This is a genomic window from Acinetobacter zhairuonensis (assembly GCF_022601715.1).
Taxonomy (GTDB): Bacteria; Pseudomonadota; Gammaproteobacteria; order Pseudomonadales; family Moraxellaceae; genus Acinetobacter.
This window is the reverse complement of sequence record NZ_JAKVIM010000002.1, coordinates 147950-169275: the sequence shown is the minus strand read 5'-3', so window position 1 is coordinate 169275 and position 21326 is coordinate 147950. Positions and strand designations below refer to the sequence as shown.

At 41.1% G+C, this 21326-nt stretch carries 21 protein-coding genes; 10 read left to right on the top strand and 11 right to left on the bottom strand.

Features of this window, described 5'->3' with window-relative positions:
* Positions 1-2 precede the first annotated feature (2 nt).
* On the bottom strand, positions 3-1397 hold the full coding sequence (gene trhP / locus MKI85_RS02535) for a prephenate-dependent tRNA uridine(34) hydroxylase TrhP (RefSeq protein ID WP_241624680.1): 1395 nt from the start codon (positions 1395-1397) through the stop codon (positions 3-5).
* An 80-nt stretch (positions 1398-1477) separates the two neighbouring features.
* On the bottom strand, positions 1478-1882 hold the full coding sequence (locus MKI85_RS02530; protein ID WP_241624679.1) for a MerR family DNA-binding protein: 405 nt from the start codon (positions 1880-1882) through the stop codon (positions 1478-1480).
* Positions 1883-1945: 63 nt separating this feature from the next.
* Here MKI85_RS02530 and MKI85_RS02525 point away from each other — a divergent pair, with 63 nt between their 5' ends.
* A complete protein-coding gene (locus MKI85_RS02525; RefSeq protein WP_241624678.1) occupies positions 1946-2587 on the top strand; it encodes a cation transporter in 642 nt (213 codons plus the stop codon).
* 25 nt (positions 2588-2612) lie between these two features.
* Here MKI85_RS02525 and MKI85_RS02520 read toward each other — a convergent pair whose 3' ends face one another.
* On the bottom strand, positions 2613-3401 hold the full coding sequence (locus MKI85_RS02520; protein WP_241624676.1) for a DUF2071 domain-containing protein: 789 nt from the start codon (positions 3399-3401) through the stop codon (positions 2613-2615).
* A gap of 167 nt (positions 3402-3568) precedes the next feature.
* Complete coding sequence (locus tag MKI85_RS02515) at positions 3569-4408, bottom strand: hypothetical protein (RefSeq protein WP_241624674.1); 840 nt, start codon at positions 4406-4408, stop codon at positions 3569-3571.
* 260 nt (positions 4409-4668) lie between these two features.
* Between MKI85_RS02515 and MKI85_RS02510 the strand changes: the two genes are divergently transcribed.
* A complete protein-coding gene (locus MKI85_RS02510) occupies positions 4669-5235 on the top strand; it encodes a TetR/AcrR family transcriptional regulator (RefSeq protein ID WP_241624672.1) in 567 nt (188 codons plus the stop codon).
* A 455-nt stretch (positions 5236-5690) separates the two neighbouring features.
* On the opposite strand, the gene MKI85_RS02505 is transcribed toward MKI85_RS02510, so the two are convergent.
* Positions 5691-6470 carry a ferredoxin--NADP reductase gene (locus MKI85_RS02505; RefSeq protein WP_241624670.1) on the bottom strand — a complete coding sequence of 260 codons (780 nt, stop codon included), beginning with the start codon at positions 6468-6470 and terminating at the stop codon, positions 5691-5693.
* Positions 6471-6575: 105 nt separating this feature from the next.
* Here MKI85_RS02505 and tsaA point away from each other — a divergent pair, with 105 nt between their 5' ends.
* The gene (gene tsaA, locus MKI85_RS02500) at positions 6576-7304 is read left to right on the top strand and encodes a tRNA (N6-threonylcarbamoyladenosine(37)-N6)-methyltransferase TrmO (RefSeq protein ID WP_241624668.1); all 729 of its coding nucleotides are present in this window, start codon (positions 6576-6578) and stop codon (positions 7302-7304) included.
* Here the strand turns inward: tsaA and MKI85_RS02495 are convergent.
* Both MKI85_RS02495 and MKI85_RS02490 read right to left on the bottom strand, forming a co-directional pair.
* Positions 7278-8222, bottom strand: a complete 945-nt coding sequence (locus MKI85_RS02495; protein ID WP_241624666.1) for a sensor domain-containing diguanylate cyclase — start codon at positions 8220-8222, stop codon at positions 7278-7280. The two genes, tsaA and MKI85_RS02495, sit on opposite strands and share 27 nt — an antisense overlap.
* A 252-nt stretch (positions 8223-8474) precedes the next feature.
* Positions 8475-9707: an MgtC/SapB family protein gene (locus MKI85_RS02490; protein ID WP_413351803.1), complete on the bottom strand. Its 1233-nt coding sequence runs from the start codon at positions 9705-9707 to the stop codon at positions 8475-8477.
* A 280-nt stretch (positions 9708-9987) separates the two neighbouring features.
* On the opposite strand from MKI85_RS02490, the gene MKI85_RS02485 reads away from it, so the two are divergent.
* The 4 genes from MKI85_RS02485 (at position 9988) to MKI85_RS02470 (ending at position 14419) form a co-directional block, all read left to right on the top strand.
* Entirely contained in the window at positions 9988-11745 is a 1758-nt protein-coding gene (locus MKI85_RS02485; RefSeq protein WP_241624664.1) for a GspE/PulE family protein, read from the top strand.
* A gap of 208 nt (positions 11746-11953) precedes the next feature.
* Positions 11954-12298, top strand: coding sequence for a NirD/YgiW/YdeI family stress tolerance protein (locus tag MKI85_RS02480; RefSeq protein ID WP_413351801.1), 345 nt, complete (start codon positions 11954-11956; stop codon positions 12296-12298).
* A gap of 99 nt (positions 12299-12397) precedes the next feature.
* On the top strand, positions 12398-13063 hold the full coding sequence (locus tag MKI85_RS02475; RefSeq protein ID WP_241624662.1) for a response regulator transcription factor: 666 nt from the start codon (positions 12398-12400) through the stop codon (positions 13061-13063).
* Positions 13064-13069: 6 nt separating this feature from the next.
* A complete protein-coding gene (locus MKI85_RS02470; protein WP_413351799.1) occupies positions 13070-14419 on the top strand; it encodes a sensor histidine kinase in 1350 nt (449 codons plus the stop codon).
* Positions 14420-14513: 94 nt separating this feature from the next.
* Here the strand turns inward: MKI85_RS02470 and hemP are convergent, their stop codons facing one another.
* Positions 14514-14684, bottom strand: coding sequence for a hemin uptake protein HemP (gene hemP, locus MKI85_RS02465; RefSeq protein WP_100241596.1), 171 nt, complete (start codon positions 14682-14684; stop codon positions 14514-14516).
* 140 nt (positions 14685-14824) lie between these two features.
* Between hemP and MKI85_RS02460 the strand changes: the two genes are divergently transcribed.
* On the top strand, positions 14825-15724 hold the full coding sequence (locus MKI85_RS02460; protein WP_241624660.1) for an NUDIX domain-containing protein: 900 nt from the start codon (positions 14825-14827) through the stop codon (positions 15722-15724).
* Positions 15725-15761: 37 nt separating this feature from the next.
* Here MKI85_RS02460 and MKI85_RS02455 read toward each other — a convergent pair whose 3' ends face one another.
* Positions 15762-16310, bottom strand: a complete 549-nt coding sequence (locus tag MKI85_RS02455) for a tetratricopeptide repeat protein (protein WP_241624657.1) — start codon at positions 16308-16310, stop codon at positions 15762-15764.
* Positions 16311-16326: 16 nt separating this feature from the next.
* Positions 16327-18726 (bottom strand): penicillin-binding protein 1B, encoded by a 2400-nt coding sequence (mrcB, locus tag MKI85_RS02450; protein ID WP_241624655.1) that lies wholly within the window; start codon positions 18724-18726, stop codon positions 16327-16329.
* 189 nt (positions 18727-18915) lie between these two features.
* On the opposite strand from mrcB, the gene MKI85_RS02445 reads away from it, so the two are divergent.
* On the top strand, positions 18916-19821 hold the full coding sequence (locus MKI85_RS02445; protein ID WP_241624653.1) for an NAD(+) kinase: 906 nt from the start codon (positions 18916-18918) through the stop codon (positions 19819-19821).
* A 2-nt stretch (positions 19822-19823) separates the two neighbouring features.
* The gene (locus MKI85_RS02440; RefSeq protein ID WP_241624651.1) at positions 19824-20096 is read left to right on the top strand and encodes a YeaC family protein; all 273 of its coding nucleotides are present in this window, start codon (positions 19824-19826) and stop codon (positions 20094-20096) included.
* A 114-nt stretch (positions 20097-20210) separates the two neighbouring features.
* Here MKI85_RS02440 and MKI85_RS02435 read toward each other — a convergent pair whose 3' ends face one another.
* Positions 20211-21206 carry a glycosyl transferase family protein gene (locus tag MKI85_RS02435; RefSeq protein ID WP_241624648.1) on the bottom strand — a complete coding sequence of 332 codons (996 nt, stop codon included), beginning with the start codon at positions 21204-21206 and terminating at the stop codon, positions 20211-20213.
* Positions 21207-21326: the final 120 nt, after the last annotated feature.

Here is a 21326-nt window from a genome sequence, read left to right as displayed (position 1 = left end):
ACTTAACCTGCCACATAAGCCAGTGAAGACGCTGAAATATCGATTTCTGAATTCGGTAGATTACGAATCAGCAGGGCATACTGCATATCAACATCGGCAGGCATAGGAATATCGATAATATGACCTGAGCCTTTAGCATCAGCAATTGAATTGCCTTTTTTATCTAAAATCTCGGTCAATACAAACTGAATATTGCCTTGCGGGGTCATTAACTCAAGGGTATCTCCCACAACAAAGCGGTTTTTCACGTCAATTTTGATGTAATCGCCATGGCGTTCTAGCACTTCACCACAAAACTGTTGATGGTCAAAACGTGAAGAACCTGTTTCATAATTTTGATATTCGCTATGCACATGGCGACGTAAAAAACCTTCGGTATAGCCACGGTTTGCCAAGCCTTCCAGTTGTAACATCAGCGACGGATCGAAAGGCTTACCTGCTAACGCATCATCAATGGCTTTACGGTAAATTTGAGCAGTACGCGCACAGTAGAAATAAGATTTGGTTCGACCTTCAATTTTGAGTGAGTGAATCCCAATTTGAGTCAAACGCTCGACATGCTGGACTGCGCGTAAATCCTTAGAATTCATGAAATACGTGCCATGTTCATCTTCTTCGGCAGCAAACATGTCTTCTTCATTACGTTGTAGCAGGACAGGTTCAGAGCATTGGTTTTGGGCAATAGCGTGCTGTTCATCTACATCACTATTACAGCACTGGGTTTCATGGACTTGATGGACGGGAATCACATCCCCAGTTTCATTTTCTTGGGCTTGATGCAGTTTGTAATCCCAACGGCAGGCATTGGTACATGCGCCTTGGTTGGCATCGCGTTTATTCATATAGCCTGAAAGCAAGCAGCGTCCAGAGTAAGCCATACACAATGCGCCGTGTACAAAAACCTCAATCTCCATGTCGGGTACATGGTTTTTGATTTCTTCAATTTCTTCCAGTGACAATTCGCGTGAAAGAATTACACGAGTCAGTCCCATGTTTTTCCAGAATTTCACGGTTGCCCAGTTGACGGCATTGGCTTGTACTGAAAGATGCACAGGCATGTCTGGGAATTGCTCACGCACCATCATAATCAAGCCGGGGTCGGACATAATTAAGGCATCAGGCTGCATAGCAATCACGGGCTCAAGGTCGCGAATGAAATTTTTGAGTTTGCTGTTATGCGGTTGAATATTGACGACCACATAGAATTTTTTACCTAGGGCATGTGCTTCTTGAATGCCTATGGCGAGATTGTCATGATCAAATTCATTATTCCGTACGCGCAAGCTATAACGCGGTTGTCCTGCATAGACCGCATCTGCACCGTAGGCAAATGCATAACGCATATTTTTGAGAGAACCAGCAGGAGAGAGAAGTTCGGTAACGTGGTGAATGCTCATGGCAGAATAAAGGCATACAAAGAATATGGCTTTATTGTATGGATATCAAAAAAGGATTCAACCCAGTAAATTGGTCGGTTTTATTCTGATAATCCTAGGTTTTTTAAAATTTGGCAGTGATCAATGGTGGTATTGCTGGAACAGGATTGACGCAGTTCTTGTAACTGGCTTTGAAATGAGATCAATTCGGCAATGTGCTTTTCAACTTGTTGGATGTGTTGTTCGATCATTTGATCGACAATTTGGCAGCCTTGCTGCGGTTGTTTTATCAAGTCAATCAGTTGCTGAATCTCGGACAGTGACATATCAAAAGCACGACATTGCTTAATGAATTGTAGGCGTTTTAAGGTCGCTTCATCATAATATTTATAATTATTTTCAGCGCGATAGCTCGGCGTAATCAGCTGCTTTTTTTCATAAAAACGCACAGTATCTACAGGCAACTGGGTTTTTTTGGCGAGTTGATGGATTAAATAATGCTGCATGGCTTGACCTTAGAGTGAGTCCATAGTTTTAAATAAGCATAATACAGAATCAGGAGTATGGAAATGGCATGTAGCTGTAGTCATGAGCCCGCACCAATTAAACCGAATAGTAAGTTTAGAACGGCTTTATGGATTGCACTGATCATTAATTTGACCATGTTCGTGGTTGAACTGATTGGTGGTGCTTATGCGCATTCATCCGCGCTGTGGGCGGATTCGCTAGATTTCTTTGGAGATGCAGTCAACTATGCCATTTCATTGGCGGTATTGGGAGCAAGCCTATATTGGCGTGCAACAGTCGCTTTGCTGAAAGGCATCACCATGGCAAGCTTTGGAGTAGTCGTAATTGTCAAAACTGGCTATAGCTATTTACAAGGCATACCACCTGAAGCCATTACTATGGGGGCAATTGGGATCTTGGCATTAATCGCGAATGTCATAGCAGCGGTAATTCTCTATGCTTTCCGAGATGGGGATGCAAATATGCAATCGGTTTGGTTATGTAGCCGTAATGATGCGATTGGCAATATTGCTGTAATTATTGCTGCAATCGGGGTCTTTGGAACGGGGAGCTTATTACCTGATTTATTCGTAGCGTTAGTCATGTCAGTACTCGGCTTAACAGGTGGTTATCGCGTTATTAAACATGCACTGGCAGAGCGTAATAGCAGTAAAGCTGTAGATAAATTGGAAGAATGCCAATAAAAAGAAGAGAGAGATACTCTCTTTTTTACCGAATGATTTGTGGCGGCAGATATATCGTAAATTCATTCATGGGTTCAATCAGCACACTATAAGGATTTAGTTGATCTTCGAAGGAAACTAAATTCAGTCGCTCAAGTAAGTCAAATTTGGCATGTAGCAATTGTGCGGGTTTAGGTTGTAGTCGTTCATGCCAAACCCGATAGGTACCGAGCTGACCATCTCGGCGATGATAAAAGCCAGCCAAAGGATAAGTTAAAAACACCAAATAACTTTCTAAATCAGGAAACCCAGCATAATGCCATTCATCCTGTTTGGATTGGCAGAGCTGTAACTCCGCACTTGCCCATTCGGATTGGGTCTGCATCTTATAGTGTTGATAGTAGCCTTCAGCATCTTGCAGGCAATCGAAGTAAGAAATGCCTGCATGCCAAGGTAGTTGCCAAACAGTTCTTGGGATAGGTAATGTCCAGGAGTCCACTGTGGTACCAATAAACCAAACACATCGCTGCTGCGTGTGTTGATCAATTACATAGATTCGGTAATCGATTTGCCCCATGCTCACCTTTGGGAATGGAAAAACGGCTGAGGTGAGATTAAGCATAACAAACGCCACCACAGAAATAAGTGCTTGTTCTTTTCCCTGATATTGAATGGTATCGAGCTTAAAGCGATGAGGAAGCATCCCTTCCAAACGCGCTGGGTCAATGGCATAGGTGACCAAGGCAAAATGCTGTAATTTGCATTGTGCATCCATCCCAGTCGGTTGTGGGCGAGGATGTAAATAATCATCAAATTTTAATTGTGGGAAAGTCATTTAACTTTGGTCAAATTTTTAATTCTTCATGCCATATTAAGCAAAGTCGTTACATTCGTATAGATAAGAATGGTGATATAAATGGACTCATTTGAGAAATAGAGTGATGTAATTGCCTTTATCTTAAATGTTTAAATAGAAAATATTAGCCTATCAATGGCATGACACTATGTGTTTAAGGCATTCATTTTTTGCCAGAACTGCGCCCAAAGATTGAGATATTCTTGCACCAATGCTTGATAATCACTGCTGTGATTATCTTGATAGCTTTGCGTCAATAGCGCCCAAATATCATCTTCATGATTGTCATCATTGGCTAAATTTTCGGAGTGATCGACGATGCCGTGGCAGGCATAATAGCCTTCGCTAAAGCGTGGGTTGTATTTTTCTAAATTAATACGTAGCGCTTCGCTATAGTGAATCACTTGTAACTCTGCACACGCTAAAATTAACAGTAAATTGTTGTATGAGTCTAAATGTGACTGAATAAATTGATTGAGTGCATACGCCTCAGGACATACAGCTTGTTCATTTTGCGGATCAATCTCTAAAGCTTGCAGTAAATCCATAAAATACACGAGGTGGGATTTGCTGGGTGAACTTAATGCTAACTCGAAAGTATTAAAGCCCAATTCATCAATCAAATTGAGTGAGAGTAAGTAGCGTGCATATGCTTTGGCATGGACGCGTTGATGTTGCTGAATATTCGGATGTTGTTCCAGTTGATGCGCTTGATAAATCAGCATGCTCAAGGCATCGGTAAAGACTTTAACAATGGCAGCAAAATAATTGATATGAATCAGTTTGAGCTGTTCTAGAGAAAGCGCTTGTTGGTGTAAACGTTCTAATATAGGAAGCTGGAACAGCGTATGTTGAATACTTTGCTGTTTGAGCGCACTCACTTGCTCGACATGCTGTGTCCATAAAGGTTGTTCAACAGAATGTCGGATAAAATTTAAAGCTTCCAATCGTGCATTTTCTGATTGGGTAAAAGCAAGTGTACTCATGAGAGAGAGATCAAATTTTGATAAATTTAATCATATTAAAAAAAAATTAAATACGCTATAAAGATTTATGAGTGGAGCTTCACTTTTATCGATTTTTTATTATAGAATAAGTACATATGAAACATCACGTATGAGTTTAATCATCGGATTCAAATAATGATATAATATTACTCATCAGTTTCATTTCTTAAAAAAGATGCCCCTTTTTTACTCCATTTTGACCCACTTCTGCTTAAAGATAAGTTTGGTAGGTAAATAGCATGTCCAAAAAAGACGACATTATTAGTACTGCGCTTCATCTTTTTAATTCTTATAGCTATAACTCGATTGGAATCGATCGAATTATTAGTGAGTCGGGTGTCGCTAAAATGACATTCTACAAATATTTTCCGTCCAAGGCGAAACTCATTGAAGAGTGCTTACACCGTAGAAATATGAACTTACAAGAATCTTTAGATGCAGCAATAGCTCAGTGTCCAGCTGAGGAATATTTAGACCATATAAAAACCATTTTTTACTGGTATCACGCTTGGTTCCAAATGGACGACTTCAATGGATGTATGTTCCAGAAAGCCGTTGAGGAAGTGTCAAAGGTTTATCCTTCGACCATGCAGCCAGCGATGGAATATAAAGAATGGTTAACTGAACGTATACGTTTTGCTTTGGAAAAGTTAGGGGTGTCTCAGCCATTCCAATTAGCCACGATGTTAGCCAGCATTTTAGATGGCATGACTATTCAGGCGCAAATGGATAAGGGCATGGTCAAAATTGATGAATACTGGAAACGCGTGTATAAATTGATCCAGTTAGAGTTGATGGGTGATTAATATTTGCCATGTGGTTCATTTTTTTATTACTAGAGTCACATGACAAATAAAAAAGCGTGAATACCATAAATGGTATTCACGCCTCGCTGATAGTTCCCTGATATTAATATTTTAGTCGGCCCCGAGCAGAAGCTGTCTAAAATATTAATGTTATAGAGGAGCTTTAAACTCCTTTCTTGTGTTATTTATTATAATTATTATAAAGTACCCTCTGGATTGATTATAAATAACATCAGCTCAACAAAGACGAACTTGAAAATAGACAGACCTGTCTGTTTACGAGAGCAATTATAGGTTTTTTTGTCGATCGGTACAACACTTTTGCTGCACTTTGTCGTAATTAATGACAAATCTTGGATTTTTTGATTAAAAAGTAGTCAAATCAAGGGAAAATTAAATAGTTGAAATATAAAAAAAACCGAGGAAATCCCTCGGTTTTAATCTACTTTTGCAAATTACTTCTCAACAAAAGCACGTTCAATCACGTAATCGCCGAGCTCACCCATACGTGGTGATTCTTTTAAGCCATGCTGATCAAGTAAAGCAGCAACATCTTTCAAGAATGCAGGGCTACCGCAAAGCATTGCACGGTCATTTTCAGGGTTGAAACGTGGTAAGCCGATTTTTTCAAAGATCTCACCAGACTCAATTGCGGTAGTAACACGACCTTGGTTTGGATAATCTTCACGAGTCACAGTTGGGTAGTAAACCAACTTGTCTTTAATACCTAACTCTTCAAAGAATTCGTTATTTGGGAGTTCATCTAAAATTAGGTCTTGGTAAGCCAATTCAGAAATGAAACGGGTACCATGCACGACAATTACTTTTTCAAAGCGCTCATAAGTTTCTGGGTCGCGAATGGTTGCTAAGAATGGAGCAAGACCAGTACCTGAAGAAAGGAGGTATAAATTTTTACCTGGATTCAAGTCATCCAGCACTAAAGTACCTGTAGGTTTTCTAGAAACTAGAAGTTCATCGCCCACTTTTACTTTTTGTAAGATTGAGGTTAATGGACCATCTGGCACTTTAATAGAGAAAAACTCAAGTTCTTCTTCGTAATTTGCACTTGCAATAGAATAAGCGCGCATGAGTGGCTTACCATTGACTTCAAGACCAATCATCACAAATTGACCATTTTTAAAACGTAATGCGGTATCACGCGTCGTCTTAAAACTGAACAGTGTGTCATTCCAGTGGTGTACGTGAGTAATCTTTTCGACGTTAAAAGCAGCCATGAAAGGTCTCAATAAATTATCAAATTAGAACAGTTTGCTATTCTAATCTAAAATCATTCTCGATAAACTGAATATATTTAATTGAACTTATCAGAAAAATTGATTATGTCTGAAATTCAGCTGCCAATTATTGGAATTATGCACTCGCCGTATCAGGAAAAATTCGGAATTCCTCGACAACCAAATCTGGTACAAGTGCAGTCCTATATAGAAATGCAGGCGCCATACAATGATTTAGCTGCATTTGAAGGGATTGAAGAATTTAGTCATCTTTGGTTGATCTGGCAATTTCATGACAATAAGAATCAGCAGAAAAAAGAGCAGTTCCGCGCCCAAGTTCGACCACCGCGTTTAGGGGGCAATAAAAAAATAGGGATATTTGCGACACGCAGTATGTATCGACCTGCACCCATGGGTCTGTCGGTGGTTCAACTCAAAGCTGTGAAAAAAGAGGGCAAATCGGTACGGGTGTATGTCACAGGCAGTGATTTGTTGGATGGTACGCCTATTTTGGATATTAAGCCCTATATTCATTACTCAGATGCCGTGCTGGAAGCAGAGAGTGGTTATGCACAGCAAGAACCGCAACGTATGACGGTATACTGGTCAGCACAAGCCACGCTAGACAAGCAACAGTTGTTAGCTAAGCAGCAGACGAAAGAGCAAAGCATTCATGAATTGGAGCAGGTACTGTCGCTTGATCCACGCCCTGCCTATCAGGAAGACAGTGAGCGTATTTATAAAATGAAATTTGCGGATCTGGATGTGAGTTTTATGATTCAAGAACAGATGCTAGAAGTGATTGCTTTAGAGCCTATCCTTAATACGTTGTAATTTGTCTTGATACATATTCTTGTCGGCTTGCAAGCAGGCAGCTTGAATGCCCTCACTAGGATCGCGCATAGCAAAACCTATTGCAGCACTAATTTGTTTGGCATGTAAATTTTCTATGATGCGAGATAAATGTGTTTGGGAAGCTTCGAGGTCATTTTCCACTGTTAAAATGGCAAACTCGTCTCCTCCAAGGCGGGCAATAATGTCGGTATTACGGCAACTCTCTGTTAATACAGTCGCCGTTTGTCGAATCATCTGATCACCCGCAGCATGACCGTGCACATCATTCATAAATTTAAGATCATTCAAATCGAGCATAAATACGGTGGCATGGTGACCATAAAGTTGGCAGCGTTCCTCTTCTGCCAGTACAAACTGATCCCAAGCACGACGGTTATACAAACCAGTTAATGGGTCGCGTAGTGCTTCAGCTTGTAAACGCTCGTTTTTACGGGTTTGTTCGATTTCACGGAGTTCAGTCTGTAAAATTTGACTGAGTAAATCGCCCAGTAGTTCAATTAAATTTTGTTCTTCTTTAAGGCTTTCTGATTTGGGTTCAGGACTTATGGCACAGAGTGTTCCAAATAAACTACCATCTTCTTTGGTCAGTGGTTGACCAATATAGGCCTTAATTATGAGTTGTTGGGCAATCGGTGCTTGGAGATAGGCTGGAACATGCTCTGAAATAGGGGCAATTTTAGGTCCATTGCCTAATACCATCTGTGAACAAAACGAATCTGTCCAGTGAAATACTTGTCCTGCGTGTACGTCATAACCATGGTTTTCTGTTTGCAAGATGATCCAGTCTTCACCTTCAACACGGGTAATCATCCATAGGTCAAAACCAAAGCGTTGATATAAAAAGTTTAATACCGCTTGTCCTGCGTCATGAAAACTTTTAAAACCTATGTCGGTCATTGCACGAACCTTTGATTACGGAAATTGAAGAACGAAGTGGGTTGTTATTCTAAGTGATTCTTAATTATTAATTGGTGTTAGACAGTAATAACTTACAATTTAATTTGCATTTAATGTGATTTAAATCATATTTATACAAATTAATGAATATTAGTTAATTATTGTGTCATTTTTATTAAATAAAGCAGAATGTTGATGATGAAAATTAAAACAAATTTTAGAATTGATCTCCTTCTATTGTTTTGTGCTAACTTAACGGATGAACCACCATAACAAAGTAATAAATACCAGCATATGTAAAATTTGAGCAGGAGCAAAAGCCCATGCATATTTACGGCCACCTGTGAGCGCGGCATTGACTGATTTGGCAATTGCATGGGCAGCCATACCTAAAATCAAGGCGTAGATAAGTGTTAAATTATCAGGTCCGCCTTGTACTACAATTGCTGCCATGGCGGCATGGATTTCAAATAGTGAAGCCAGTAGTGTGCCAATAATTAAGCCAGCATCGCCCAAGAGCAAGCTTAAACCATACACTGCTGCCTGAATAATAGTGAGCGTTGCGGCAATGATGGCGGCTTCTTTTAAACTAAACATACGACCATCGGGATGTTCAGTCGGAGCAGAGGGTTTGGTCTTACGCATTAACCAGAGTGCCCAGAGTACTAAAATGGTCATTGCCGCGCATGCGGGTAAAATAATCAGTTTTAGCCACGTCAAGCTGATGCCTGCGACAATCAGTAATATCTGTAACAGGGTAGCAACGCAAGACAATAAGGCAGCTCCTGCATTTGGAATGGCTTCCCCACGACCTGCACGAACTTCCATTCCTAAACTGGCAATGGTGGCTGTGCTGGACACAAAGCCTGAAGCCAGTGCAGACAGAATCAGGGCGTTTCGGGATGAAAGCAACCGTTTTGCTATGTGGGCAAGTGCCTGAACAGCAAGAATTAAAGCCAGCAGCTTGAGAATGATATGCGGGTTGAGGACCGTTCCCCAAAGAGGAATGTTGGGAGTTAAGGGTAAAGCCACTAAAATGAGGGCTAGTAGAAATAAGCCATCTCGAAATTCACGTTCCATGATCCATTGACTAGCGAAGCCATGAATGGGATGTTTCAGCATTAAAATGATGGTCAAAATAACCGATAGACCTGCTGCAAATGGTGCATGCCACAAACAGAGTGCTCCAATAAAATAGGTCATCACGAATGCTAGTTCAGTGGTCACGCCAGGATCATTGACTTGATTACGCAGAGAGAATACGGTAATGCCACCGACAATGATTGCTCCAACAATTCCAACGGCAATTCCAAAAGCAAAACACAGTGCGCCCATCAAGGCACAAATGACAAACGAACGTACGCCGGCAAAACTGTTTGGATTTTCACGGTGTTTGCTTCTTTCACGTTCTAATCCAATCAGTAAGCCACAGCCTAGAGCCGCTGCCATAATAGTCAGCAGCTCTTGAAAGGAGCTTTGTAGCATGGTCAGATCAAAAAATGAATTTGGCATTTTGTATGAAAACCTTTTATGAGCCAGTGTAATTTTATTGAATGTTTGGATTATTTTTAATCATAAGCATATTGAATATATTTCCTACTTTATACCATATTTCATGTCAAAAACGCTGAGCTGGATAAAGCTGGTCCTCAGATTTAAATATAGGGAGATTAAGATATTACTCCTTGTTTTATCGATGAAAAGCCAATAAACAATGGGTAAATAAAGTCTGTTATAGTGTTGCTAGACATTGAGGCTTAGAACAATGAATTTTAATTTTGAAATTGATACCACATGGTGTTTAGACCAATTATTTAAAGATGGACGCATTGATGAGCGCGAAAAATTATTAGTTCAAACGACCCATCGTCAAAGAGAGCAACTGAAATGGCATCCTTTACAGTGGATTGCAAATTTTAATTTAAAAGATCAACTCTATCCTCAAGCAACCTTGTCTCTGAATCGATTAATGCAATGGCTAGCCGATAAATCTGCATTGCCTTTATATGTGATTGATCCATTAAAAGCCGATGTCGCAGCACTGACCAATGTTATGTCTCAAGAATTTGCTGTCCGTAACCGCATTCTTGCTGTCGAAGTGAAACTAGATGAAGTTTTAATTGCCACTGATCAACCGTATAAAACCGAGTGGGTGAGTAATTTAGAACGCAGTTTGCTGCCTAAAAAGATTCAACGGGTACTGCTCAGTCCAGATCAATTACAGCGTTATTTGGTTGAGTATTATCAGGTCAGTCGTGCAGTTTCAAACTCACTCAAGTCCAGTGCGTATGATCGGGAAAACAAAGGGGTAGAAGCCTTATTACAATTGGGGGATACACAAAACCCTGATGCCAATGATCAGCATATTGTGAAACTGGTGGACTGGATTTTACAGTTTGCTTTTGAACAAAGTGCCAGTGATATTCATATGGAACCGCGTAAAGATACGGGGAAGGTACGCTTCCGTATCGATGGTGTGCTGCATACCATTTATAACATGCCTGCCAATACGCTCACGGCTGTCATTTCTCGAATCAAGATTTTAGGTCGCATGAATGTAGCCGAAAAGCGTAAGCCACAAGATGGTCGTTTAAAAACCCGTACGCCAAAAGGTCAGGAAACGGAATTACGTTTATCGACCTTGCCGACAGCTTTTGGTGAAAAGCTGGTGATGCGTATTTTTGATCCAGAGGTACTGGTTCGTAGTTTTGAACAGCTCGGTTTTGAAGGCAATTTATTCAATGAATGGCAAAGCCTGACGGCGCATAGTCATGGCATTATTCTGGTTACAGGACCGACGGGTTCAGGTAAAACTACGACCTTATATTCTTCCATGAAGCAATTGGCAACCGACCAAGTCAATGTCTGTACCATCGAAGACCCGATTGAAATGCTCGAACCGAGCTTTAACCAAATGCAGGTCAATACCGCAATTGATTTGGGTTTTGCCGATGGTGTGCGCGCTTTAATGCGTCAGGATCCAGACATTATTATGGTGGGGGAAATTCGTGATCACGATACTGCAAACATGGCGATTCAAGCTGCGCTGACAGGTCACTTGGTCCTCTCGACTTTGCATACTAATGATGCCCCTTCAAGTTTAACTCGTTTGCATGATCTTGGCGTGCAACCCTTTTTAACCGCAGCGACCATTCTGGGTGTACTGGCGCAGCGTTTGGTACGTAAACTTTGTCCGCATTGTAAGCAAGAAAGCCAGATCAATGAAAATGAATGGGAACATCTCACGTTTGACTACATCATGGAAATGCCTGAAAAAGTGTATAGCGCTGTAGGATGTGAAGCTTGTCGACATACAGGTTATAAAGGGCGAGTCGGGATTTATGAGTTCATGCCACTCAGCTTAACCACTAAGCAATTGATAGGTGCGAATGCAAATCTGACTGAATTACGTCAACAGGCGAAAAAAGAAGGCATTGAACCGTTAAGGATTGCTGGTGCGCGTAAGGTGATGGCAGGTATGACCACTTTAGAGGAAGTGTTGCGGGTGGTTCCATTAAATTAATTCCAGCATTAACAACAATCTTAAACGGTTTGTATTCAATCGGTTGCATCCCGAAAGTTCGACAATAAACTTGAGATCCATCAGGGCTTTAAATTTTGAGGATTGGACACATCATATCTTAAGATTCAACTCATGTAGTTCTGTTTTAATCACTTTAAGCAAATCAAGACATGAATATGAGGGCGAAGTAATGAAACAATATACAAAAATGACGGTTATGACTCTTGCGCTTGGTAGCCTGAGCGGTTTTGCGATTGCCAATACTGCTGTGAATCAACAGGCGATTGCACCTACCCAGATCGCGGTCAAGCAAGCACTGAGTTTAAAAGACCAGACTCCTGTGCAACTGAAGGGTTTTGTGGAAAAAGCACTGGGGGATGAGAAATACCAGTTCCGAGATTCGACTGGAACCATCACCGTGGAAATTGATGATGAATTATGGCGTGGTCAACCGATCTCCGCTAAAACGCCTGTCACTCTCATAGGTGAGGTTGATATCGATTATCGTCTAGCAAAGCGGGTTGAAATTGATGTAGATAGCGTCAAGTTTTAAGTTATCAGTAATTCAGCAAAAGCCACATATATCATGTGGCTTTTGCATGTAAAACCAGATCAAGGCATGCTGAATGAGCATATGCGATGTGAGTACTAGATGCGAATATTATTAGCCGAAGATGATGCCTCTCAAGCTGAAAGTATAAAAGATTGGTTAGAAATGGATGGGTATAGTGTCGATTGGGTTGATCGAGGTGACTATGCTATACATGCTGTGGCACAGCATCACTATGATTGTATTTTGCTGGATCGAGGTTTACCGCAAGCCACAGGGGATGACATCCTAAAAACCATCAGAACTCGTCAGCAGGGAGTTCCTGTAATTTTTATTACTGCGCGCGACAGTATTCATGACCGAGTTGAAGGCTTAGATTTAGGTGCCAATGATTATTTGGTCAAACCTTTTAGTTTAGAAGAGCTATCTGCCCGTGTTCGGGCTCAATTGCGCTTACAGCAACAAGCGTCTATAGGACCGTATTTAACTTTTGCCAATTTGCAGCTCGACCCGCAAGCTAAAGTCGCGCATCAAGATGGACAAGTGATAAATCTGACAGCCAAAGAATTCCAGATCTTATATAAATTGATGCAAAAGCCTGAGCATATTGTGACACGTGAGCAGTTGGAAGAGTCTCTTTATGCATGGGGCGAGGAAATTGAGAGTAATGCCATTGAGGTCTTTATTTATCAACTGCGTAAGAAGATTGGTGCTGGGTACATTAGAACGGTTCGGGGCTTGGGTTACCGAATGAATCAGGAGCCATAAATGTCGATCAAGGCGATCTCGCTACAAAAGAAATTAGTGAAAACAACGGTGCTGAGTTCAGTTGCAGCAGGTTCGATTGCTTTTGTTTTGTTGGTCGGAATTGCTCTCTATCAAAGCATGAATCTTCAAGATGAACTTATGGATGAAATTGCAGATGCTTTATTGATGCAAGATCAGAAATCTGCGGATCAATCCCAAATTACACATCTCAGCGAAGAATTTGATCTGCAATATCAATTGCGAGATCAACAGCAACTTTTGGCGCAATCGGAAAACTTTGACTTAGAGCCTATCATCGATGTTTCTCATCAACGGCATGATCATTTTGATTATGTCTGGTATCAGCAGCAATTCTGGCGCAGTTACCAGACTTTAGATTCTGAAACGGGCATGCAGGTCGTGATTTATCAGCCACTTAAAATCCGTTTCGAAGAAGCGTTGAGTAGTTTTCTGATTTATGGATTGTTGTTAATTGCGTTGTGGCTGTTGCAGTGGTTGTTTGCTTATTTTGCGATTGGGCGTCAGTTTAAAGTCATGCAGATTTTATCGCAAAAAATATCCAATAAAAGTGCGCAAGATTTAACTCCTATTCAAAGCAGTGAGCCGGAGATTGAAGAATTACAACCCATTGTTTTACAACTGAATCAATTATTAAATCGCTTACAACAGTCACTGCTGGCAGAACAGCGTTTTACCGCAGATGCTTCTCATGAATTACGCTCACCACTTTCGGCAATTCAATTACGTTTGCAGGTTTTACAACGAAAATTTCAAGATCAGCCACAATTTACTCAGGAATTACAACTGATTCAGCAAGATGTGCGTCGAGGTACACAAGTGTTGGAGAATTTACTTGTGTTAGCACGGCTAGATCCAACTGAAACAGCGGATCTACCGCAATCTCAACTGGATTTAAGCGAATTGGCGATAGAGGTGTGGAACAGTCTGGAGATCTTTAGGCAGCAAAAGCAAGTCAGGCTAGAGACTAAACTGGAGCCTGCATGGATTGAGGTTAATTCAGAACTCATGGCGACATGTTTGCGTAATTTTTTAGATAATGCCATTCGTTACAGTCCGTTAAATGGGACGGTATATTTAACAGCGACAATCAGGCAACAGCAGGTCTATTTATGTATAGAAAATGAAGGGCAGGGTCTGGATCAAGCGTTGATCTCTCGTTTAGGTGAGCGTTTTTATCGGGCTTTAGGCACTAAAACCACAGGTTCGGGTTTAGGCTTGTCTATTTGCAAGAAAATTATGCAGTTACATCAGGCAGAAATGATTTTTTCAGCTTCAACTTACGGTGGTTTAAAAGTCGAACTATATTTTAAGAATATAAAGACATTAGCTCGCTAAGTTATATCAATTTAATTCTTGCCTAAGCTAAAAAAGCAGTACGCGCTGACATACTGCTAGTTCCCACGTTTGTTATTATCGGTTTGTATTATTTTTATTTCGTGAGAATAAGTCGATTATTCCGAGTTAAACGTAGGCGATATTCTTCACCTGCATGCATGATGCGAATTTCACGCCCAAGTGCAAAAAGATTATTCGAATGTAGCATAGGCAGTGCGTGTGCTGATTCAGTATTACGGGTAAAAAGGCTAAATGGTGCATTCATTTTTGTTGGCTCCGTGGTGTATTCTCGAGTGATTTAAATGATAATCATTATCGAATAGGTCTGTCAACGGGAATTTTTGCAATTTATAAAAAAACTAAAATTACTTACACTTATAGCACTTTAAAGTGATGGAACTCTCTATGTCCAAGCCGAACATTCATGTCGCAATTGCCATATTACTGCATCAAAATAAAGTCTTGGTGGGCTGGCGCGGTGCCGAACAACATCAGGGCAATAAGCACGAGTTTCCAGGTGGAAAAGTCGAAGCGAATGAAACCCCTGTAGAGGCTTGTCGCCGTGAGGTGTATGAAGAAGTTGGTGTTGGACTCAAAGACTGGCATGCATTTGATGTGATTTGTCATGAATATGATGATGTCGTGGTGAATCTGCATTTATTTCAAGCCGCTGTACCCGCAGAGTTATTAAATGAAATTCAGCAACCATGGACATGGTACAGCAGAGCCGAGCTGCTAAATCTGAATTTTCCCAAAGCTAATTTTCGTATTTTGCAACGCCTATACTGGCCGACACAAATTAAAATCTCTGAGCATTTGAATGATCTTGAGCAGCTCAAACCGCAACAACTCCTTTATTGGCGAGTTGAACATCAGGCGGCTGATGTAGAAACTTTGGAACAATTAGCGCCAGAACTTGCTGCCAATTTGATTATCAACATTACAGCATGGCAACAACTGACTTTACCGATGCAGAAAAATGTAGCAGCGGTACATTTAAAACAGCATCAGCTTATGGCGTTAAAGCGAGGAGATTTACCTGTAGGCTTGCGTTTTATTGCAGCTTGTCATGATTTGGTAGCCATGCAACATGCTCAAAATATTGGTTGTGACGCGATGATATTAAGTCCTGTCTTGGCAACAGCGACCCATCCAGACGTTGTTCCTCTGGGCTGGGCACTTTTTCAAGAATATGCACAACAGGTCGACATTCCAGTATTTGGCTTGGGTGGTATGCAGGCGGAGCTGTTACCAGAGGCGCAATCACATCATGCTTATGGGATAGCGGGCATTCGATTTATTTAATAAGTTATAACGAAGTCAAAATGAGCAGCGCAGTGCATTAAAGTGATTTTAATGCCTGCTGTGCTTGTTGAACGGTTTTAGCATTATTTTGTTTTTGACCTGCTTTGGCAATAGCTAACCAAAGTTGCTTTTTCATCGCTTGTGTTTGTGCATAGCTTAAACCACGACGTGCCAATGCTTCTGCATTGGCAGGCTGGTTTTTCTGATTGGCAACTAAAGCTAAAAATAAATAGGTTTCAGCTGCTTGCGGTGCGATACGTTGTGCGCGTAATGCAGCTGCTTCCGCATCATTCCAGCGCCCTTGTTGATAAGCTGTTTGCGTTTGTTGCATCAGTTGTTTAAAGGCAGGCAGTGAACGCCCATCTTCAAATTTTTGCTGTGGCTTTTGCTCAGGCACAACCACTTGCAATTTCTGCCGCTTAATTTCAGGTTGCTCATACGGTGTAATCACCACACCTGAAGATTTTGAGGGTTCTGTTTTAGGCTTCTCTACTGTTTCGGCAGGTTTAGCGCTTTCAGGTTTTGGTAGGCTTTGGCAGCCGACCAAAGCCAGTACAGCAGCAGAAAATAGAATGGGTCTCAGCATAAGCAATGATTAGTCCTTAGTTAGCATAACTTCCACTTGAAATGACACGCCCTGAATTTTGATCCAAGTCATTTTGCATGTCATTTTCACTTTCGCGGATATAGTTGTCCATACTATCGGGTTGAGCAGATGGGTTCTGGTTCATTTCCGTATCAGGTGTGTAAACTGGTTCCACTTGGTAGTGAGGAAAGCCGCATGCTGTAGCACGACGTGGTACAGCACTCCTTAATAACGGTATATACAATGCACCCTCACAACCCTGAGCCGATAAGTTGCCTGAGCCACTATCGATCCATTGCCATTGCACATCGTCGGTTTGACGTAAATTGACTGGCTTTTGACGTAATTGGCTCATTACGTTGGTCCATACAGGCAATGCCCCTGAAGAACCTGTGAGTCCTGTGACTTTATTGTCATCCAGACCCAGCCAAACAACACTGAGATAATTACCTGAGTAGCCAGCGAACCATGAGTCGCGGGTATCATTGGTGGTTCCAGATTTACCAGCAAGTTTTAGTGAACTCGGCAAGGTATTGTAAGCAGAACGCCCTGTACCTGAATTCATCACCTGTTGTAAACCATAATTCACAATATAGGCAGCCGCAGGGTCAATGGTTTGTTGTACGGTTAAACTATAACGTTCCAACACGCGACCATTTGAATCAACCACAGAACGGATGGACTTAATTGGGTACTTGAAACCACCCGTAGCAAAGTTGCCATAAATACTCATGACTTCCATCGGCGACATATCTACCGCGCCCAAGAAGATGGAAGGGTAGGTTGGAATATTGGAAGTCACTCCAAATTTTTTCAGATGATTACTAAAGGTCGAAACACCGAACTCTTGTCCTAAACGCACCGCAGACAGGTTATAAGAATTGGATAAGGCTTGTACCATAGGCACGACACCATGTTCACCGCCACTATAGTTTTTCGGTGTCCAAGACTTTCCATCACTTGGAATGTTGATGTAACTATCTTGGATCGGGCTTGCCCAGTTGTAACGTCCAGACTCAATCGCACTGAGATAAATTACAGGTTTAAGCAATGAACCGACTTGGCGTTTGGCATCAATGGCACGGTTAAATCCAGTAAAGTCTTGGGTAGAGCCAACAGCTGCGACCAATTCACCGTTTTCAGGGTGTGAAACCAAGACAGCACCTTGTAAATCATTTAAGCGCTTTGGATTATTCTTTGTTAAGCGCTCAACCGAACTCTTAAAGGCAGTTTGAATATTGGTTTGTGCAACTGGATCAAGTGTAGTGAAAATTTTTAAACCTTGGTTGGTTAAATCAGATTCTTGATATTCCGTGCGTAATTGACGGCGCACAATATCAAGGAAATCTGGGAAACGCGCAGGACCTAAAGTCGGTTTAGCTAACACATTCAGTGGTCGTGCAATTTCGCGTTCATATTGTTCCTGAGTTAAATAGCCCATCACCAACATGTTGTTCAATACGATATCGCGACGTTTCTTTGCGCCTTCAGGATTGCGCCAAGGATTGAATAATGAAGGACCTTGAACTAAGCCAACCAAATAGGCTTGCTGTGAAATATTCAATTCACGCAGTGGTAAACCAAAATAGAATTGTGAAGCCAAACCATAACCATTAATCGAATAGTTACCGTTTTGTCCTAAATTCACTTCATTTAAATACGCTTCAAGAATTTCATCTTTGTCGTAATGGAGTTCGACCAATAATGCCATTAAGGCTTCATTGACCTTGCGTTTTAAAGTGCGTTCTGGGCTTAAGTAGAAATTTTTTACCAACTGTTGGGTCAAGGTTGAACCACCTTGACGTTTACCACCCGTGATATTACTGACCACTGCGCGCGCCGTACCACGTACCGAAATACCATGATGCTTATAGAAGTTACGGTCTTCCGTTGCAATTAGGGCTTCAATTAAAGGTTTTGGCACATTGGAGAGTTTAATCAGCACGCGGTCTTCATTGTGTTGTGGGTAAATACCACCAATCAATAAAGGCTCTAAACGTGCAATGCCTGTTGAAGAAGGCTTGGTTGCACTCACTTCACTAATTTGGTCATTGGTAAAACTGACTTTTAAAACTTGTTCAGGTTCAACACTATCACCGAAGTCAAAGCCACGGGTATGAACAAATAAAGTATCTCCCGAGCTCACATAGCTGCCTGATTTCGCATAGCTATCCGTATTTTTATAACCCAATAGCTTCAGCTCCTGATTAAAGTCCTTTTGACTTACAGGTGCATTGGTATAAATTTCTAGCGGACGAGCAAAAACCTTTGCAGGAATATCCCAGCGCTTACCTTCAAATTTTTCTCTAACGATATTGTCTAGTCGAATTAAGTAGAAACTAAATGCGAGAAAAGTACCAATAACCAATATGGAGAAAATAAGGGCGAATAATCCTATGCCACGTTCAAACTTCATAAAAGGTGATAAGATCCTGATAAATTTTGCTAATCATGCGAAGCTTTTTCTGAATTTGCAATAATAAATCTGTCACAGAAGCAAAAAGCCATACAATTGAATGGACTAATCAGGTTATTTTTAAGGTTTTTTATTTCAATCGGGTTTAATGGTATGATAAGCCAGAATCCTAGCGGAGCGGTCACATAGGTGCAACTTTCACACAAGTCATTTCGGAATATTGGATTAATTGGTCGACCAGACAAATCTTCTGTAGTTGAAACCTTAAGCCTCATTCACGATCATCTTATGAGCATAGGTTTACATCCTGTTTTTGATGCAGAAACAGCCGAGCTTGTTCCCTATAAAAATACACAAACTGTCAGCCGTGCTTTATTGGGTGAGGTTGTGGATTTGGTCATTGTAGTGGGAGGTGATGGTTCTTTATTACATGCTGCTCGCTCTTTGGTGAAATACAATACTCCTGTGATCGGCGTGAACCGTGGTCGTTTGGGCTTTTTAACAGACATTAAACCGACCGAAGTCATTTTTAAGCTCGACCAAGTTTTACAAGGCGAGTTCCAGCAAGATCGTCGCTTCCTACTGGAAATGGAAGTACGCTCTAAAGGTGAAACCATTCATGATGCGATTGCACTGAATGATGTGGTGCTGCATTCGGGTAAATCGGTACACATGATTGACTTTGAACTGAATATCGATGGTCAATATGTCTATCGTCAGCATAGTGATGGTCTGATTGTTTCGACGCCTACAGGTTCAACTGCTTATGCTCTTTCTGGTGGTGGACCGATTGTTCATCCGAGTATGGATGCAATCGCCTTAGTTCCAATGCATCCACATACCTTGTCTTCACGTCCAATTGTGGTCGGTGGACATAGTGAAATTAAGATTCTGATTCGAGAAAATCGCGTTTTGCCGATGGCCAGTGCCGATGGTCAACATAGTATTTCACTGAATGTGGGCGATAGTTTGCATATCCGTAAACATCCATTTAAATTAAACTTATTGCATCCACCTGGTTATGACTTTTATATGGCGTGCCGTACCAAACTGGGTTGGAACCAAGATTTTGATTCATTGCAACAACAGGATTAAATATGAATATTGAACAAATGCTGGCTGTACTCGATCCTGATATTGTTGATCGTTTAAAAACTGCAGTTGAAATTGGCAAGTGGCCAAATGGTGTAGCATTGACCAAAGAGCAGCGCGAGATCTGCATGCAGGCGGTTTATGCATGGGAAATGAAAAACTTACCTGAAACTGAGCGTAGTGGTTATATCGATCGCGGCACGAAGGAAGAAGGTGAAGAGTGTGATGATGATCATCACAAAAATGAATCAGAATTTAAACCGATCCGTTTTGTTTAAAAGCTAAAGTCTTATTTCATAACGTTCGGAATCAAGAAAGAAATAAAAGGACTCACAATTGAGTCCTTTTATTATGTATTTTTACTTTTGTAATTACAAAGTAATGATGGAAAATTAAAAGCGATTGAGCCAGAGTTCTTTGGCTTTTTGCATTGCAGCAGGATAGCTATCACATACTCCCATGGTATAGAGTGCAATGCCCATGGTTTCGAGCACAGCAATTTCACCATATTCGTGTGATTGTTGACCTTCCCATACAGATTTAAAAACAGCCAAATCTAATTCTTCTTCAACGGGGCTTCGGTTGTGCGTGAGTTTTGGTAATTCATGTTCGTACAACTCCCCATTTTTGATGCCGCAAATCAAAGTTTTGGCATCTGGATTTCGCTCAAACTCACCACCTTCACCTTTAATCACAGCACTGTTTGAGTAACTTAATTTAAAGGCAGCATGTTGATGCGAGCTGCGATAGGCAGGATGGAAAATGGCTTGTAATGTGGCTTGAGCATTAAACGGATTAATTAAACGAGCCAACGTATGAATAGGTGAACGTAAGCCCATGACATTACGTAGAGAGATGAGTTCACTGAGAACAGGTGAAATAACTTCTAAAGGTATATAGGCAAAATGATGACGTTGCAGTTGTTGCTCTACATCATTTTGGTTTTGACAGATTGGATAACCGAGATATTCCAAGACCTGTTCGGTATACACGCGGTTCAGGGTGTGTCCAGCCGCACCATGCATCACAATGCGATAGCCATGATGAGCCAACGTAAGGGCTGCCAATAAAAACCACGGATAATGTTTACGTTTACCTGCATAAGATGACCAATCGAGATCGACCTGAAGTGGTTTGAAATTGAGGGAGTCCCGTGTTGCTTGTACAAAGCCTGCCAATTCATCTACAGATTCTTCTTTAACACGTAACAACATTAAGAATGCACCCAATTGCACATCAAGTACTTCATTATTCAAAATCATTTTGAAAGCCTGATAGGCTTCATCATAAGTGAGTGAACGTGCACCATTTTTTCCTTTGCCGACAATACGGACAAATTGGGCAAAGGGGTGCTCAAAATCTTTATATAAATTTCTTTTGGTGTTCATTCAATTTGGTCACTGTGTAATTTAGTGGTTATGGGGAGAAAGGTTTCATTTGATAATAGAAAGATTTCAGGATAAAAGAAAGAAAAATAGGGTGTTGGCTATAAGACTAATGTCTAATAA